The following is a 14,712-nucleotide window of genomic DNA, read 5'->3' as shown; positions in this document are numbered from 1 at the left end:
GGCAGGGGGGCTTATCGCGCCCGCCATTCCTCCAGCGTCAATGCATAGGTCACATGCGGGCGCAGATGCGGATGGGTGTCTTCCGGCACGCGCGGATGGTCGAAATCGCGTGAAGGGTCACGCTTGAGGCCGATGCGTTCCATCACCCGCGTTGAACGCTGGTTGTTGTGCACGGCAAAGGAGACGATTTCCGGCGTCTCCTTTTCATCGAAGGCCATGACGAGCAGCGATTGCGCCGCTTCCGTGACATAGCCGTGCCCCCAGTAACGGGTGGCGAGCCGCCAGCCGATTTCCATGGTTCCGAGCGGGAAGGGCGGGTCGAGGTTCATGACGGGAGAAATGCCGCAGAAGCCCATGACTTCTTCGGTCTCGCGCAGTTCCATGGCGTAAAAGCCGTAACCGCTGCCGCGGATCATGCCGTTGATGGTTTCCAGCACGGCGTCCGCTTCCGCATGGCTGCGGCGGAAGGGGAAGAATTCCATGACCTTTTCGTCGGCGTTGATTTCGCGGAACAGATTGCGGTCGCTCTCCTTCCACTCGCGCAGAATGAGCCTTTGTGTCTCACGGATGATCATGGGATGACAAAATCCGTCTTGCGGTAGCCCTGGATGTAAAGAAGCGCGGTCAGATCGCCATGGTCGATGCGCATCTGTGCCTCTGCCGCAACGGCGGGCTTGGCGTGCAGGGCGACGCCGGCGCCGGCCAGATGCAGCATGCCCAGATCGTTGGCGCCATCGCCAACCGCCATTGCCTCTTCCGGCGAAATGCCGAGTTTTGTGGCAATATCGTTCAGTGCATCCACCTTGGCCTGTTTGCCGAGGATGGGTTCAGCAACGGTGCCATCAAGTTCGCCATTGGCCTCACCCAGCAGATTGGCGCGGTTCTCATCGAAACCCAGCATGGCGGCGACGCGGCCGGTAAAGACGGTAAAACCGCCGGACACGAGGGCGGCGTAATAACCCTTCGCCTTCATGGTGGCGATCAGTTCCTTGCCGCCCGGGGTCAACGTGATGCGCTTTTCGATGACGTCATCGATGACAGAGACCGGCAGGCCCTTCAGCAGCGCCACACGCTCACGCAACGCAGGTTCGAAAGCGATCTCGCCATTCATGGCGCGGGCGGTGATGGCGGAGACCTTGTCCTTCAGACCGACTTCGGCCGCCAGTTCATCGATACATTCCTGGCCGATCATGGTCGAATCCATGTCGGCGATCAGAAGCTTCTTGCGTCGCTGATCCTGTTCCTGGATGACGATATCGATCGGTTTTCCGGCAAGCGCGGCGGCAATCGCGCTGCGCGCCTGTTCGGCGGCGGTGCCGGAGGGCAGGGCGATATCGCAGGCAACGCCATCGGCCAGCCAGTAGAGGCCCGATGCGTTGACGGCCTTCGCGGCCGCTTCGCCGAGGGACGGTGTCAGAACAGGATTTGACGGATTGGCGATAAGCGTGGCAACGAGAGCCATGATGAAAAACCTTGATGAGAATTTTGATGCGATCCTGATAACCGGCCCGACGGCAAGCGGCAAGTCCGCGCTTGCGCTTCGTTTGGCGCGGGAGCGGGACGGCGTCGTCATCAATGCCGACAGCATGCAGGTTTACGACACGCTGCGGGTGCTGACCGCCCGGCCATCCGAGGACGAAATGGAGGGTGTGCCGCATCTTCTTTACGGCCATGTGCCGGCGAGCAGCCTCTATTCAACGGGCGAATGGCTGCGGGACATCTCCGCCCTGCTTTCGGATTTACATGCGCAGAGGCGTTTCCCCGTCATCGTCGGCGGCACGGGGCTTTATTTCAAGGCGTTGACGGGCGGTCTCTCTGACATGCCCAACATTCCAGAGGATATCCGCGATAGATTGCGCGCCCGGCTGGTCGAGGAGGGAGCGGCGGTCCTTCACGCTGAACTCGCCCGCCGCGATCCGGCCATGGCGGACACGCTCAAACCGGGGGACGGGCAGCGTATCGTCCGGGCGCTTGAAGTGCTTGAGGCGACGGGAAAATCGATCCGGGATTTCCAGCAGGCCAAGGGCCCTATGATCGTCGATCCCGACCGGGCGCAGAAATTCGTCGTCCTGCCGGAAAGGCCGGTGCTGCATGATCGCATCAATCGTCGCTTTGAAGCCATGATGGAAAGCGGCGCGGTAGAGGAGGTACGGGCACTTCTCGCGCTCAATCTTGCGCCTGATGCAACGGCGATGAAGGCGATCGGCGTTGCCCAGATCGCCGATATGCTGGCCGGGCGCATGGGCGAGGCGGAGGTTATCGAAAAATCAGCGGCCGCGACCCGCCAATATGCCAAACGGCAGATGACCTGGTTCCGCAACCAGATGGGAGACGACTGGACACGCATCCAGCCGTGAAGGGGCTCAGTCTTTCCGGTAGAGGCTGCCGAGCGGCTTCTTCAGGAGGCTCTCGCGGAGCGAAGGGCGTGCATCGCCGGGCGGCGGGCCATTTTGCGCCTGCATCTGGAAACTGGCTTTGCGCAATTCGTTGACGGCGCCAGAGGCGGTATCGGGTGCCGCCGGATTTGTTGATGCAGGGAGCGTGCGGCCAGGCAGCATATCCGGGCGATAGGGTTCATATCCCTCCATTGCTGCTGTGCCCAGTTCCTGCTTCCAGCTATCGACCTCATCCGTTGACCGGTTCGGTGCTGCTTGTTCCGGCAGATCGGAAAAGGCCGCTTCAACGCTTTGCTGGAAACCGGTGATAACGGGTTTTGGCGTGGCGCGCATGCGCGTGACAATGCTGTTCAGGTCGACCGTATCGGGGGTCTCGTGGTTCACATGACTGGTGATGCCGCTTGCCTTCGGCAATTTGGCCGTGACGACGCGGTCAAAACGCATGCGCATCGGCACATTGACGGCCTCGCCAAAGGCGATGGCCTCACCATTGCCGATGGACGATAAAAAGCTGGTGGTTGATGTCGATGCGTTCGGTACGGCGGACAGGATGATCTTCTGGTCGATCTCGTTCGAAAGCCGCATGGCGAACACTGTCGAACATTGCGACAGGATGGTCTGGTCCAGCTCACTCGGCCGCTGGCTGATGACGCCGAGCGAAATGCCGTATTTGCGGCCTTCCTTGGCGATCTGGGCAATGGATTGCCGGGTGGGGAAAAAACCGCGCTCGGGGTCAGCAGGCACATAACGGTGCGCTTCCTCGCAGACGACGAGCATATGCAGCGATCCGCGCGCCAGCACCGCCAGTTCGAAGGACATGCGGCAGAGGACCGAAACCACCGAGTTCACCACTTCGGAGGGAATGCCTGACAGCTGGAATACCGAAATCGGCTTTCCTTCCCCGGGAATACGGAAAATATGCGCCACCGTTTCCAGAATGGTGTCGCTGATCGTATTGCTGGAGAACATGAAGTTGTAGCGCGTGTCGTTAATGGCCGAGAGGATGCGGCCTTTCAGCGTGCGCAGCGCCGGTTTTTCGCCGCGTCCTTCCAGCCGGCCGATGCGCTCGTCGATGAGGGCGAGAAGATCGGCCATGCGGTAGGGCACCGGCGTATCCGGTGTGATGGCGCTTTTGTCGGACGTGCGGCGGACGGCGGAACCTTCGGTGCCGCGAAACGCCTTCTTCGCTTCTGGAATGATGTCGCGAAGGACGTCCATTTCTTCCGGCACCGGTTTGCGGCCGCGGAAGATCACCTCGGCAAATTCCTCAAGGCGCATCAGCCAGAAGGGGAGGTCCAGCGTATCGGTATCGATGACGACGGAATGATCGGGAAAAGCGGCCGCAAATTCATTGTGCGGATCGAGAATGAGGACACGCAGTTTCGGGTCGGTCTCGATCGCCTTGTTCAGCAGCAGTGAAACGGCGGTGGTCTTGCCCACGCCCGTCGAGCCGACGACGGCGAAATGTTTGGCAAGCATCTGCGGAATGCTGATGGCGGCGCCGATCGTGTCGTCCTGTGTCAGCCTGCCGATCACACAGGCGTCGCGCTTGCCGCTGTCGTAGATCTTTGCGAGGTCGCTGGTGCGGATGCGGTGCGCCACCGCGCCGAGATAGGGGTAACGCGAGATGCCGGTGGAAAAGCGTTCGCTACCGTCTTCCGTGCGGTAAACTTCGCCCACGAGTTCAACGTCGATCAGCAGCCTGTTCGGCCTGTCCGCCGCCCAATAGTCCTCGCCCGTGCGCATGGCGAAGACGAGTGCGGCGACACGGCTCGTGCCCATTTCGATCGAGATCAGGCGTCCGACAGACCAGAGCTGCGACACATCGGTGGTGCCCGGTTCGGTTTCGGCGGCAATGGTGGCATGTGCTCCGTTACAGGCGATGACGCGGCCGAGCATGCGGTTCGCCGGCTGCTGGCCGGACCGCCGTTCGTTTTCGTCCATGCGGGACGCGTTATGAAACGTGTCGTTATTCACATTTTTTCCCGGTACATGCGGATGATCGCGGTGGTTCGGGCAGCATCTGCCATCCCGGTATAAAAGATTATGCTTAACAACAGGTGTATCGGCTGCGTTCGAAAATTTCGCGGAAGCCCGCTTTCGAGTAATAAAAGAAGGCGGCGGTGATTTTTTCCTGCAATATGCGTTGACGGCTGGGGCTTTTGTGGCTAACACTCCGGCCCATGAAAAATCTTAACGTACTTATCGTGGTGGGACGGCGCATGGGCAGGATGGTGTAACCATCCGGCGAAAGCACCCATGCGCTGAACGAGGCTCCTCTAGGGGCCTTTTTTTATGTCTTCAAACAGGCCCTCGGGCTCCTCGATATCCAAAGCCAAAGCGGGATGGAAACAGGCAATGACGGATAAGGACAATACGGAAAACAGCAATCGCATGACAGGTGCGGAGATCGTTCTGCAGGCGCTGAAGGATAACGGCGTCGAGCACATCTTCGGTTACCCCGGCGGTGCCGTGCTTCCGATCTATGACGAGATTTTCCAGCAGGAAGACATCCAGCACATTCTCGTGCGCCACGAGCAGGGCGCCGGCCACGCGGCCGAAGGTTATGCCCGCTCCACCGGCAAGGTCGGTGTCATGCTCGTCACGTCAGGCCCCGGCGCGACGAATGCGGTCACCCCGCTGCAGGATGCGCTGATGGATTCCATCCCGCTCGTCTGCCTTTCCGGCCAGGTTCCGACATCGCTGATCGGTTCCGATGCGTTTCAGGAATGCGACACCGTCGGCATCACGCGCCCCTGCACCAAACACAACTGGCTGGTGAAGGACGTCAACGAGCTGGCGGGCATCATCCATGAAGCCTTTCGCATCGCGCAAACGGGTCGTCCCGGACCTGTTGTTGTCGATATTCCGAAGGACATCCAGTTCGCCACCGGCACCTACACGCCGCCTTCCGCCGCCATCCCGCATGAGAGCTACAAGCCGAAGGTCCAGGGCGACCTCAATGCCATTCATGCGGCCATCGAGCTGATGTCGAAGGCGAAGAAGCCGGTTTTCTACACCGGCGGCGGCGTCATCAATTCCGGCCCGGAGGCCACCCGTCTGCTGCGTGAACTGGTAGAGCTGACCGGTTTCCCGATCACCTCGACCCTGATGGGTCTCGGCGCCTATCCGGCATCGGGCAAGAACTGGCTCGGCATGCTGGGCATGCACGGTTCCTACGAAGCCAACATGACGATGCATGATTGCGATGTCATGGTCTGCGTCGGCGCGCGTTTCGACGACCGAATTACCGGCCGCATCAACGCGTTTTCGCCGAATTCCAAGAAGATCCACATCGACATCGATCCGTCCTCGATCAACAAGACGGTTCGCGTCGACGTGCCTGTTATCGGCGATGTCGGCCATGTTCTCGAAGATATGGTCCGCCTGTGGCGCGCCTTGCCGAAGAAACCGGAAAAGGCGCAGACCGCCGACTGGTGGGCGCAGATCGAGCGCTGGCGTGCCCGCAACTCCTTCGCCTACAAGAACTCCAACGATGTCATCATGCCGCAATATGCGTTGCAGCGGCTTTATGAGGCTTCGAAGGGGCGTGACACCTACATTACGACAGAAGTCGGGCAGCATCAGATGTGGGCGGCGCAGTTCTTCGGCTTCGAGGAGCCGAACCACTGGATGACGTCAGGTGGTCTCGGCACCATGGGTTACGGCCTGCCGGCAGCCATCGGCGTTCAGGTTGCACACCCGGAAGCGCTCGTCATTGATATCGCCGGTGACGCCTCGATCCAGATGTGCATTCAGGAAATGTCCTGCGCCATCCAGTACGGTCTGCCGGTGAAGATCTTCATCCTCAACAACCAGTACATGGGCATGGTGCGCCAATGGCAGCAGCTGCTGCATGGCAACCGCCTGTCCAACTCCTATACCGAAGCGATGCCTGACTTCGTCAAGCTCGCGGAAGCCTATGGAGCGGTCGGCATGTATTGCGACGATCCGAAGGAGCTGGACGAGAAGATCGCCGAGATGATCGCGGTCAACAAGCCGGTTATCTTCGATTGCCGCGTTGCCAATCTTGCCAATTGCTTCCCGATGATCCCGTCTGGTAAGGCTCATAACGAGATGCTGTTGCCGGATGAGGCGACGGATGAAGCTGTTGCCAACGCCATTGACGCCAAGGGCCGTCAGCTAGTCTGAGCCGGGAGAGGAAAAGGACATGAACGCACACCTACAGCCCACCGGCTCCGCCTATTTCATCCAGAAGGAAACGGCTGCCGTCGAAAATCATACGCTGTCGGTTCTCGTCAGCAACGAGCCGGGTGTTCTCGCCCGGGTCATCGGCCTGTTTTCCGGCCGTGGCTACAACATCGAAAGCCTGACGGTTTCCGAGACCGAACATGAGGCGCATCTGTCGCGCATCACCATCGTCACGCGCGGTACCCCCATCGTGCTGGAGCAGATCAAGGCGCAGCTGGAACGTATCGTGCCGGTGCACCGGGTCCTCGATCTCACTGTTCGTGCCCGCGAACTGGGGCAGGAGCGGCCTATCGAGCGCGAAGTGGCGCTCATCAAGGTCGCCGGCACCGGTGAAGTGCGCGCCGAAGCCCTGCGCCTTGCGGATGCGTTTCAGGCCAAGGTGGTGGATGCGACTGTCGAGCATTTCATCTTCGAAATCACCGGCAAGTCATCGAAGATCGACCAGTTCGTGGCCATCATCAAGCCGCTCGGCCTGATCGAAATTTGCCGCACCGGTATTGCGGCGATGAATCGCGGTTCGCAGGGAATGTAATCTCCGTATTTGGGCAGATGCTGAAATATAAGCCCGCGGTTCGCCGCGGGTTTTTTTATGGCGTTGTTCCGCTCGATCCAACATTCAACCGTATGGTTGACTTTCTGGATCGGCAGTCTATATTCAACAACATGGTTGAATTATCCGCTTCACATCTCGACACCGTCTTTCATGCCCTTGGCGACGCCACGCGACGCACGATGCTGCGCGATCTGTCCCGTGGCGAGCGCACGGTAAGCCAGCTGGCCCAACCGTTCGACATATCGCTCGCTGCGGCTTCAAAGCACATCAAGGCTCTGGAAAATGCCGGGCTTATCCGCCGCGAGGTGAGGGGGCGCACCCATGTCTGCCGCCTTTCGCCGGAACGGTTGGCGGAAGCGCATGAATGGCTGGATTTCTACCGGCAGTTCTGGGGCAGTCGCCTCGATATTCTTGAGCAGATGCTCAGGGAGGATGATCAGGGAAAAATCCCTGCAGATGGAGGAAATGACAATGGCTGATATTGCAATGCCTGACGCCTATGGCCGTCTCGTCGAGCCGACGACCCTGAAGATCGAACGGCTGCTGCCGGGACCGATCGACCGGGTCTGGGCCTATCTGACACAAAGCGAACTTCGCCGCCGCTGGCTGGCTTCCGGCGAAATGCGGCTTGCGCCCGATGCACCGTTCGAGCTGGTGTGGCGCAACGATGAGCTTTCCAATCCGCCCGGCAGGCGCCCGGAAGGCTTTTCCGAAGAAGACCGTATGGCTTCCCGCATCATTACCGTGGTCCCACCGCACCGTCTCGTCTTTAGTTGGGGCGAAGGTGGCGAGGTCTCGATCGAACTTCAGGCTCTTGGCAAGGATGTGCTGCTGACGCTGGTTCATCGCCGGCTGGCCGACAGGAGGACGAGGCTTGACGTCAGCGCTGGCTGGCATGTGCATCTCGACATTCTCGCCGCCCGTCTTCAGGAGAAGGAGCCGGGGCCGTTCTGGGATACATGGCTGGGACTGAAAGAAGAATATGAGCGGCGTATACCGTAACGGAGCGGTGCTTTTTTAGACACAACGGCGCGGCTTTCCGCGCCGTTTTTTCAAGTGCGGCCTGCCGTGGCGCTGGCACAATTGCTTTGCTCACATTCCGATTCAACTGCCTGATCGACAGATTCCGGACAGTCTCTTAACGTACTGTTATATCAAAGCATTTCCAGCGCGGTTCTGCGCGTCGGTGGCGGGAAGGCGGCATCGAGCGCCGCCCAGTCTTCATCGGTTATTTCAAGATCCGTCGCACCGCGGTTTTCCTCGACCCGTGCGATGCTGGCGGATTTCGGAATGGCGATGACGCCGTCCCTTTCCAGCAGAAAGGCGAGCGCCAGCTGGGCCGGGGTTGCCTGATAGGCCTTGGCGATGCGGATGAGTTCATGGTTCTTCAAAATGCGGCCCTGTTCGATGGGGGAATAGGCCATCAGCGGCACGCCATGCTCCTGGCACCACGGCAGCAGTGAAAATTCCGGCCCGCGTCGGGACAGGTTGTATAGCACCTGATTGGCGGCGCAGTTTTTGCCGTCAGGAACCGCGAAAAGCTCCTCCATGTCGTCGCTGTCGAAATTGGAGACGCCCCAGTCGCCGATCTTGCCGTCGCGCTTCAGCCTTTCGAAAGCCGCCACGGTTTCTGCAAGCGGGTGCTCGCCGCGCCAGTGCAGCAGATAGAGATTGATGTGGTCGGTGCCGAGCCTTGCAAGACTGCGCTCGCAGGCTTCCGCCGTGCCTTTGGCGCTGGCGTTCCAGGGATAGACCTTGCTGACCAGAAACACCTCGTCGCGACGGCCCGCGATTGCCGCGCCGACCACTTCCTCCGATCTGCCGTCCGCATACATTTCCGCCGTGTCGACCAGCGTCATGCCGAGATCGATCGCCTTGCGGATGCTTTCGACCTCCTGCGGCGCGGATGATCGCGTTTCCCCCATGTTCCAGGTGCCGAGGCCAAGGGCTGGAACCTCTTTTCCTGATGGCAAGGTGACGGAAGGAATGTCGTCATACATAGGTTTGCTCCAGCGGTTGGTGATTGGACAATAGCCCTTTGTTCCAACTTCTCAAACCCGGCATGGAAAGGATTGATCCATCAAAAAAATTGACCGCGCCCATCGATCCGGCGGGGTGGCTTGACGATGGTCCGACGGATAGGGTTTCTGCTCAAGGAGAAATCATGACTGCCGAAACCTTCGTCGCGCTGGTGCTGTTTGCCTTCACCACCTCCATCACGCCAGGCCCGAACAATATGATGCTGTTTGCGTCAGGCGTGAACTTCGGTTTCCGCCGTACCATCCCGCACATGCTGGGCATCGGCGCGGGGTTCCTGTCGCTGCTGATCGGGGTCGGCTTCGGTCTCGGCGCATTGCTGCATTCGGTGCCCGTTCTTTACACCGGCCTGAAATTCGCAGGTGGTCTCTATCTCGTCTGGATTGCATGGAAGATCGGTACTTCCCGCAGCCTCAGCGAAGGTTCTGCCGCATCGGCGCCGATGAGTTTCATTGCCGCCGCCGCCTTTCAGTGGGTCAATCCCAAGGCCTGGGTGATGGCGGTGACGGCGATGGCGACCTATACGGATGAGCGGCAATATTTCTTCACCGTCCTTGTCGTCGGCGTGGCCTTCGCCGCGGTCAATCTTCCCAGCGTTTCGACCTGGGCCGGCTTCGGCTCCGCCTTGCGCGACTGGCTCGCTGTGCCGGTCCGGCTCAAATGGTTCAATATCACCATGGCCGTGCTTCTCGTCATCAGCCTTTGGCCGATGTTGAAATAGCAGCCCTCACGTCGGAAACTGCCGATAACATTCCTCGGCGATCGCCTGCACCTCGTCGCGCGTCAGTTCGGCGGATACGGCGTAACCCAGTTCATTGTCGATCCAGTAGAAGGTCTCGATGCCGTCGGCGCTGGCCATGCGGAAGCTGGTGGTGCGGTTTTCCTCGTTATGTCCGATCAGCACCGTTACCCGGCGGCCGGTCTTGTCCTGATACATCAGCATCGCGCCCGGCTTGCCGCTGACGGGAATAAGGCGCCCGCCGACGAGGTCATATCCGATCTTCGAGAGATCGGGGATGGTGAAGGGGTAACCGAGCCGCTTGCCGAGCCATGACGCGAGATGCTGCTGTTCTCCGGCGCCGACTTCAACGGGATGGCGCACCTCGCTCGCATAGATGAGATAGGCGGATTTCGCCTGTGCCGGAATATCCGTCGTCAGCGAAGCCAGGGTCACGTCCTGCGGCGTGGAAAAAGACGGCGGCAGAAGCCTGCCGGCTGCAGCGCCCGCCACGAAGATCAAAAGGGCTGCGGCCATTTGCAGGAGAATCGGTTTTGCCCGCCATGCGCGGTCCTTCTTTTGCGGGCTGAGCATCGAAGCGTCATGCGGATGTGCGGCGGCGTAGGAGGCGAAGGCATTGCGCAGAATGTCGGCCTGTTTTCTCCATTCCTCTATGCGGGCCTGCTCTTCCGGCCTTTCCGTCAGCCAGGCCTCGACAGCCGCGCGGTCATCGTCGGAAAGAAGCCCGTCGACATAGGCGTGCAGATCGTCTTCGGTTATGGCCTCTAGCCGTTTCATCGTGGTCTCCGCAGGGGTATGATATTATCCGCCGCCAGATGCTGGCGAAGGGTTTCGCGGGCGCGGGACAGTCTGGACATGACGGTGCCGAGCGGGATCGATAGTGTCTCGGCCGCCTCCTGATAGCTGTAGCCTTCCACCGTCACCAGCATCAGCACGGCCCGCATGTCAGGCGAAAGAAGCGCGAGCGCGCCGTGCAGACGGTCATTCTCCAGCGTATCGGAGAGCGTCTCCGTGCCGGCGATGCTCTCATGGCCGTCCAGGCTCTCCGACGGGTGACGTTTTTCGGCGCGGTAGCGGTTACGATAAAGATTCGTCATTATCGTATAAGCCCATGATTTCAAACCTGTTCCGCGCCATTGCCTTTGATTGGCCAGCGCCTTTTCCACGCAGTCCTGCAAGAGGTCCTCGCCATCGGCGTCGGAACGGGAAAGGCTGCGGGAATAACGGCGCAGCATGGGTATCAGCGCCAGCATCTCCGTTTCGAAGCTGCCGGCTGCGGGGGAGTGGCTCCCCCGCTTTTTGCCATTCATGCCATCAGGGTTTTGCGGCATCCCATACACCGTTCATACCGTCGCCGGTGGCGTCGCCTTTTTTCGTGTCCTTGACCCAGTAATAAAGCGGCATGCCATCCTTTGCCCACTGCATCTTGCCGTCCTTGCGCGTCACGAGGGAATAGGCGCCCTCGGCCTTGTCGCTGGCGGCTGCGAAAAACGGCGGCCAGTTCACCGCGCATTTGTCATAACAATTGGATACGCCCTTCTTGTCATTCTTGAAAGTGTAGAGCGTCATGCCTTTTTCGCCGGCAAGAACATTGCCTTTTTCGGTCTTGACCGTTTCGACCGCAGGGGCCGCATAGGCCGTTCCGGCAAAAGCCAGAACGAGGGCGGGAACGATAAAGCGGATCTTCATGGACATATCCTCCGTGGTTCGGGCGGCCTCTGCCGCCAGCACATCAAGAGACACCGCAAGCTGACGGATTATTCCCTGTCTCGGCGCATTTTTAAACTTATCCATTGAGCTAAGTGTTTTGATGTGATAGTTAGCCTTATGGAAAACTATTCAGATGCGCTCGATGATATCTTTCAGTCCCTTGCCGATCCGACACGCAGGGCGGTGATCCTGAGACTGGGCGGCGGGGAGGCGAGCATAGGAACGCTGGCCGAACCCTTCGATATGGCCCTGCCATCCTTCATGAAACATATCCGCCAGCTGGAAGAGGCGGGGCTGATCGTGACGCGCAAGCAGGGGCGTGTCCGGTTCTGCTCCCTGGAGAAGCAGCGGTTTTCCATGCTCGATGGCTGGCTTTCGCAACAGCGCGCCATCTGGGAAGGCCGCACCGACCGGCTCGAACAATTCGTCATGGCACAACAGGACAGGATGTCCAGCAAAGGGGAGAATGACCGATGACCGAGACTTTCAATCCCGATCTCGACCTGAAGATTTCACGCATCATAAGGGCGCCGCGCCGGCTCGTCTGGAATGCCTGGACGGACAGGACCAGTCTTGAACAATGGTGGGTGCCGCATCCCGGCCAATGCCGTGTCGACCGCATGGAGCTTCATCCCGGCGGCGCCTTCGAAACGCGTTATAGCGAGGATGGCGCGGCCTTCGGTCCGCATGTCAACGGATGTTTCCTGGCGGTGGATCATGAGGAGCGTCTGGTTTTCACCGATGCGCTGACGGCGGGTTTTCGCCCCTCCGCCCAGCCGTTCCTCACGGCCGTGATGACGTTTCGCGATCACCCCGACGGCATGGAATATGTGGCCTATGCCATGCACAACAATCTTGAGGATCGCGACAGGCACGCGGAGATGGGGTTCTTTGACGGATGGAACACGGTTGCGGAACAACTGGCGCAGCTTGTCGAGAAGCAGGCGGCCCATTGAGGCCGTCATTCTCGTCAAGCGATTCATCTTTCGTTCTTTTTCTGTTGCGCACAACGCTCGAATCTTGCGATGAGGGCGCATGTTATTTTCACCGCAACAGGACGAAGCGCTCAAGGCTGTTTCCCGCTGGCTGAAGGAAGGCCGCACACCGGTTTTCCGGCTGTTCGGTTATGCCGGAACGGGCAAGACGACGCTTGCCAAACATTTCGCTGAAAATGTTGATGGCGAGGTGCTGTTTGCGGCCTTCACCGGCAAGGCGGCGCAGGTGTTGCGTTCGCGTGGCGCAACCAATGCCCGCACCATCCATTCACTGATCTACCGCCCGCGCGGTGAAGAAACGGTGGAAGACGAGGAAACCGGCAAGACCTCGATCGCGCCGATGTTCTCCATCAACCGCCAGAGCCCGCTCGCCAAGGCGGCGCTCATCATCATCGATGAATGTTCGATGGTGGACGAGCAGCTCGGCAAGGACCTGATGAGCTTCGGCACGCCGATCCTCGTGCTCGGTGATCCCGGGCAGCTGCCGCCGGTTTCGGGCGGCGGCTTCTTTACCGAGCAGGAACCGGATTATCTGCTCTCGGAAATCCATCGGCAGGCCAAGGACAATCCGATCATCCATCTTGCCATGGATGTGCGGGAAGGCCGGGAGATCATGCGCGGTGACTATGGTTCCGCGCAGGTGATCTCAAAGTCAGAGGTAACGCAGTCGCTGGTGCTCGATGCCGATCAGGTGCTCGTCGGCACCAACCGTACCCGCCGTCGCTACAATCAGCGGCTTCGCGAGCTGAAGGGTTTTACCGCCGATTACCCGCAATCCGGCGACAAGCTGGTCTGCCTCCGGAATGATCCCGCCAAGGGCCTGCTGAACGGCTCGCTCTGGCAGGTGATGAGTTCTTCGCGCGAAACGGTGAAGCCCGGCATCAACCTGATGATCCGGCCCGAAGACGACGATATGGATCGCGGTGCGGCCAAGATAAAATTGCTGAAGGCGGCCTTCGAGGATGTGGAGACGGAAATTCCGTGGTCCACGCGTAAACGTTATGACGAATTCGATTTCGGCTATGCGCTGACCGTGCACAAGGCGCAGGGTTCGCAGTGGAACAACGTGGTTCTCTTCGACGAGAGCTATGCGTTCCGGGACTCGCGCGAGAGGTGGCTCTACACCGCCATTACCCGTGCGGCAGAGACCCTGACAATCGTTCGCTGATCGTTATCAGGCGCGGATGACGCCGAGAAGAACCGCCTTGGCGACCGCCTGAAAACGGTTGCTGGCATTGAACTTGCCGATGATCTTCGCCTCGAGAACATTGAGATCGGTGCCCGAAAGACCAAGGGCGCGGGCAAGGCGCACCGGCGCATAACCCTCCGCCATCAGTTCCAAACATTTTCGCTCGGTGTCGGTAAGGGCGATGTCCTTTGCCGGCGCCCGTTCCGCACCATCCATGCCGTCCGCATCCGTGTCGGTGACCAGCAGCTCCTCGATCTGCTGGGCCTGGCGCTGAAGGGTGGAAAGCTCGGCCGTCAATTCGCGTTTCCGCTGCCGCAGCGCGGCGTGGAATATATCGTCCGCCTCGCCCTGCGAGAGCGAACGGACGAATTTTTCCATGATCTCGGTAATCGCGGCGACGGAAATACCCACTTCGCGGCAGACGTTGATGACCGCCATGCGCTGGACGTTGCGGTGGGTATAGACCCGCATCTGGCCGATGCGCCTGGAAGTCAGCAGCGCCTTTTCCTCGTAGAAATGCAGCGTCCGGTGAGTCACCCCGAAGATATTGGCCATGTCGGCGATGGGGACGGGTTCCGCGGGCAGGGAGGAGGGCAGGCTTACATCCGGTAGAAAGCTGCTGATCCTTAGATTGGGTTTGTCCTCGTCGCCGTGACTTTCGAACGGCATCCGGCCATCCTGCATTGTCTCCCCCTTCGCGCTCTTTGACAGTGTGCCTGCCTTTTTAAAGGTGTCCGTTGCTTGTTCCCCCAAGACGGACATGTTTTCCGATCAAGACCTCATGCCAAACGCTACATCAGAACCGTAACGTGTATTGCCTGTTTTCGTTCCCGCGATAATAAAAAATTTGCCGGCCTCCTTGCGATTGGCCTCAACCTGCG

At 59.7% G+C, this 14,712-nt stretch carries 17 protein-coding genes; 9 read left to right on the top strand and 8 right to left on the bottom strand.

The annotated features are described in order from the left end of the window. Nucleotides 1-11 precede the first annotated feature (11 nt). Nucleotides 12-575 carry a GNAT family N-acetyltransferase gene (locus CFB10_RS20455; protein ID WP_020009339.1) on the bottom strand — a complete coding sequence of 188 codons (564 nt, stop codon included), beginning with the start codon at nt 573-575 and terminating at the stop codon, nt 12-14. Further along, nucleotides 572-1,462 carry a phosphoserine phosphatase SerB gene (gene serB, locus CFB10_RS20450; RefSeq protein ID WP_020009340.1) on the bottom strand — a complete coding sequence of 297 codons (891 nt, stop codon included), beginning with the start codon at nt 1,460-1,462 and terminating at the stop codon, nt 572-574. The genes CFB10_RS20455 and serB overlap by 4 nt, the downstream gene beginning before the upstream one ends. Between serB and miaA the strand changes: the two genes are divergently transcribed. Further along, entirely contained in the window at nt 1,461-2,357 is an 897-nt protein-coding gene (miaA, locus tag CFB10_RS20445; protein ID WP_020009341.1) for a tRNA (adenosine(37)-N6)-dimethylallyltransferase MiaA, read from the top strand. The two genes, serB and miaA, sit on opposite strands and share 2 nt — an antisense overlap. Before the next feature lie 6 nt (nt 2,358-2,363). On the opposite strand, the gene CFB10_RS20440 is transcribed toward miaA, so the two are convergent. Beyond that, entirely contained in the window at nt 2,364-4,373 is a 2,010-nt protein-coding gene (locus tag CFB10_RS20440; RefSeq protein ID WP_026372358.1) for an ATP-binding protein, read from the bottom strand. Between the two features lie 381 nt (nt 4,374-4,754). On the opposite strand from CFB10_RS20440, the gene CFB10_RS20435 reads away from it, so the two are divergent. The 4 genes from CFB10_RS20435 (at nt 4,755) to CFB10_RS20420 (ending at nt 8,163) form a co-directional block, all read left to right on the top strand. After that, nucleotides 4,755-6,548, top strand: a complete 1,794-nt coding sequence (locus CFB10_RS20435; protein ID WP_020009343.1) for an acetolactate synthase 3 large subunit — start codon at nt 4,755-4,757, stop codon at nt 6,546-6,548. Between the two features lie 19 nt (nt 6,549-6,567). Beyond that, a complete protein-coding gene (gene ilvN, locus CFB10_RS20430) occupies nt 6,568-7,140 on the top strand; it encodes an acetolactate synthase small subunit (protein ID WP_003507555.1) in 573 nt (190 codons plus the stop codon). A gap of 131 nt (nt 7,141-7,271) precedes the next feature. Continuing rightward, on the top strand, nt 7,272-7,640 hold the full coding sequence (locus CFB10_RS20425; RefSeq protein ID WP_026363425.1) for a helix-turn-helix transcriptional regulator: 369 nt from the start codon (nt 7,272-7,274) through the stop codon (nt 7,638-7,640). Next, on the top strand, nt 7,633-8,163 hold the full coding sequence (locus tag CFB10_RS20420; RefSeq protein ID WP_020009344.1) for an SRPBCC family protein: 531 nt from the start codon (nt 7,633-7,635) through the stop codon (nt 8,161-8,163). Before CFB10_RS20425 ends, CFB10_RS20420 begins: the two co-directional genes overlap by 8 nt. Before the next feature lie 152 nt (nt 8,164-8,315). Here CFB10_RS20420 and CFB10_RS20415 read toward each other — a convergent pair whose 3' ends face one another. After that, a complete protein-coding gene (locus CFB10_RS20415) occupies nt 8,316-9,161 on the bottom strand; it encodes an aldo/keto reductase (RefSeq protein WP_020009345.1) in 846 nt (281 codons plus the stop codon). A 164-nt stretch (nt 9,162-9,325) separates the two neighbouring features. On the opposite strand from CFB10_RS20415, the gene CFB10_RS20410 reads away from it, so the two are divergent. After that, a complete protein-coding gene (locus CFB10_RS20410; protein WP_026363426.1) occupies nt 9,326-9,919 on the top strand; it encodes a LysE family translocator in 594 nt (197 codons plus the stop codon). Between the two features lie 6 nt (nt 9,920-9,925). On the opposite strand, the gene CFB10_RS20405 is transcribed toward CFB10_RS20410, so the two are convergent. Genes CFB10_RS20405 through CFB10_RS20395 form a run of 3 tightly spaced genes read right to left on the bottom strand, consistent with a single transcriptional unit; the run spans nt 9,926 to nt 11,632 of the window. Beyond that, nucleotides 9,926-10,714 (bottom strand): anti-sigma factor, encoded by a 789-nt coding sequence (locus CFB10_RS20405; RefSeq protein WP_020009347.1) that lies wholly within the window; start codon nt 10,712-10,714, stop codon nt 9,926-9,928. Continuing rightward, a complete protein-coding gene (locus CFB10_RS20400) occupies nt 10,711-11,268 on the bottom strand; it encodes an RNA polymerase sigma factor (protein ID WP_020009348.1) in 558 nt (185 codons plus the stop codon). Before CFB10_RS20400 ends, CFB10_RS20405 begins: the two co-directional genes overlap by 4 nt. Next, complete coding sequence (locus CFB10_RS20395; RefSeq protein ID WP_081629446.1) at nt 11,252-11,632, bottom strand: hypothetical protein; 381 nt, start codon at nt 11,630-11,632, stop codon at nt 11,252-11,254. Before CFB10_RS20395 ends, CFB10_RS20400 begins: the two co-directional genes overlap by 17 nt. 132 nt (nt 11,633-11,764) lie before the next feature. Here CFB10_RS20395 and CFB10_RS20390 point away from each other — a divergent pair, with 132 nt between their 5' ends. The 3 genes from CFB10_RS20390 to CFB10_RS20380 all read left to right on the top strand — a co-directional run bounded on the left by CFB10_RS20390 (nt 11,765) and on the right by CFB10_RS20380 (nt 13,810). Next, nucleotides 11,765-12,124 (top strand): helix-turn-helix transcriptional regulator, encoded by a 360-nt coding sequence (locus CFB10_RS20390; protein ID WP_020009350.1) that lies wholly within the window; start codon nt 11,765-11,767, stop codon nt 12,122-12,124. Then, nucleotides 12,121-12,603: an SRPBCC family protein gene (locus CFB10_RS20385; protein ID WP_020009351.1), complete on the top strand. Its 483-nt coding sequence runs from the start codon at nt 12,121-12,123 to the stop codon at nt 12,601-12,603. The genes CFB10_RS20390 and CFB10_RS20385 overlap by 4 nt, the downstream gene beginning before the upstream one ends. 79 nt (nt 12,604-12,682) lie before the next feature. Next, on the top strand, nt 12,683-13,810 hold the full coding sequence (locus CFB10_RS20380) for an ATP-dependent RecD-like DNA helicase (RefSeq protein ID WP_003507572.1): 1,128 nt from the start codon (nt 12,683-12,685) through the stop codon (nt 13,808-13,810). Between the two features lie 6 nt (nt 13,811-13,816). Here the strand turns inward: CFB10_RS20380 and CFB10_RS20375 are convergent, their stop codons facing one another. Further along, nucleotides 13,817-14,515, bottom strand: coding sequence for a MerR family transcriptional regulator (locus CFB10_RS20375; protein WP_026363428.1), 699 nt, complete (start codon nt 14,513-14,515; stop codon nt 13,817-13,819). Nucleotides 14,516-14,712: the final 197 nt, after the last annotated feature.

The sequence above is a fragment of the Agrobacterium sp. 719_389 genome, assembly GCF_900188475.1.
Taxonomy (GTDB): Bacteria; Pseudomonadota; Alphaproteobacteria; order Rhizobiales; family Rhizobiaceae; genus Agrobacterium; species Agrobacterium radiobacter.
Note: the sequence above shows the minus strand (reverse complement) of the source record. Positions and strands in the feature narration are given on the sequence as shown.

Excerpts from the sequence above, each read along its gene's own strand:
- CFB10_RS20375 (WP_026363428.1), bottom strand. The coding sequence starts at position 14,515 with ATGCAGGATGGCCGGATGCCGTTCGAAAGTCACGGCGACGAGGACAAA.
- ilvN (WP_003507555.1), top strand. The coding sequence starts at position 6,568 with ATGAACGCACACCTACAGCCCACCGGCTCCGCCTATTTCATCCAGAAG.
- CFB10_RS20385 (WP_020009351.1), top strand. The coding sequence starts at position 12,121 with ATGACCGAGACTTTCAATCCCGATCTCGACCTGAAGATTTCACGCATC.
- CFB10_RS20400 (WP_020009348.1), bottom strand. The coding sequence starts at position 11,268 with ATGCCGCAAAACCCTGATGGCATGAATGGCAAAAAGCGGGGGAGCCAC.
- CFB10_RS20380 (WP_003507572.1), top strand. The coding sequence starts at position 12,683 with ATGTTATTTTCACCGCAACAGGACGAAGCGCTCAAGGCTGTTTCCCGC.
- CFB10_RS20455 (WP_020009339.1), bottom strand. The coding sequence starts at position 575 with ATGATCATCCGTGAGACACAAAGGCTCATTCTGCGCGAGTGGAAGGAG.
- miaA (WP_020009341.1), top strand. The coding sequence starts at position 1,461 with ATGATGAAAAACCTTGATGAGAATTTTGATGCGATCCTGATAACCGGC.
- CFB10_RS20390 (WP_020009350.1), top strand. The coding sequence starts at position 11,765 with ATGGAAAACTATTCAGATGCGCTCGATGATATCTTTCAGTCCCTTGCC.
- CFB10_RS20395 (WP_081629446.1), bottom strand. The coding sequence starts at position 11,632 with ATGTCCATGAAGATCCGCTTTATCGTTCCCGCCCTCGTTCTGGCTTTT.
- CFB10_RS20405 (WP_020009347.1), bottom strand. The coding sequence starts at position 10,714 with ATGAAACGGCTAGAGGCCATAACCGAAGACGATCTGCACGCCTATGTC.
- CFB10_RS20410 (WP_026363426.1), top strand. The coding sequence starts at position 9,326 with ATGACTGCCGAAACCTTCGTCGCGCTGGTGCTGTTTGCCTTCACCACC.
- CFB10_RS20425 (WP_026363425.1), top strand. The coding sequence starts at position 7,272 with ATGGTTGAATTATCCGCTTCACATCTCGACACCGTCTTTCATGCCCTT.
- CFB10_RS20415 (WP_020009345.1), bottom strand. The coding sequence starts at position 9,161 with ATGTATGACGACATTCCTTCCGTCACCTTGCCATCAGGAAAAGAGGTT.
- serB (WP_020009340.1), bottom strand. The coding sequence starts at position 1,462 with ATGGCTCTCGTTGCCACGCTTATCGCCAATCCGTCAAATCCTGTTCTG.
- CFB10_RS20420 (WP_020009344.1), top strand. The coding sequence starts at position 7,633 with ATGGCTGATATTGCAATGCCTGACGCCTATGGCCGTCTCGTCGAGCCG.
- CFB10_RS20435 (WP_020009343.1), top strand. The coding sequence starts at position 4,755 with ATGACGGATAAGGACAATACGGAAAACAGCAATCGCATGACAGGTGCG.